The organism is Alkalibacterium sp. s-m-28 (genome assembly GCF_054658175.1).
On the sequence record NZ_BAAGIQ010000288.1, the window covers coordinates 1 to 417 of the forward strand.

Annotated in this window: 1 protein-coding gene; it reads right to left on the reverse strand. The window is 47.7% G+C overall.

What is annotated here, in order from left to right; genetic code table 11:
- The coding region (locus ACYQ4S_RS12360) for a LysM peptidoglycan-binding domain-containing protein (RefSeq protein ID WP_459771471.1) at positions 1–417 on the reverse strand (417 nt) is incomplete at both ends.

The window sequence follows — 417 nt, forward strand, 5'->3', positions numbered from 1 at the left end:
TAAGTTAGCTACCGTTGTATTGTTTGCAACGGCAATATGTGACAAGGTGTCGCCACGTACAACCGTATGGGTCGTTTGGTTTGACACGGGTGTCGGTGTCGGTGTTGGCGCTGGTGTTGCCTGTGCTTCACCCACAACCAATCGTTGACCAATTCGAATCACGTCACTACTTAAATTGTTTAAACGTCTTAAGTTAGCTACCGTTGTATTGTTTGCAACGGCAATATGTGACAAGGTGTCGCCACGTACAACCGTATGGGTCGTTTGGTTTGACACGGGTGTCGGTGTCGGTGTTGGCGCTGGTGTTGCCTGTGCTCCACCCACAACCAATCGTTGACCAATTTGAATCACGTCACTGCTTAGATTGTTCAACCGTCTTAAGTTAGCTACCGTTGTATTGTTTGCAACGGCAATATG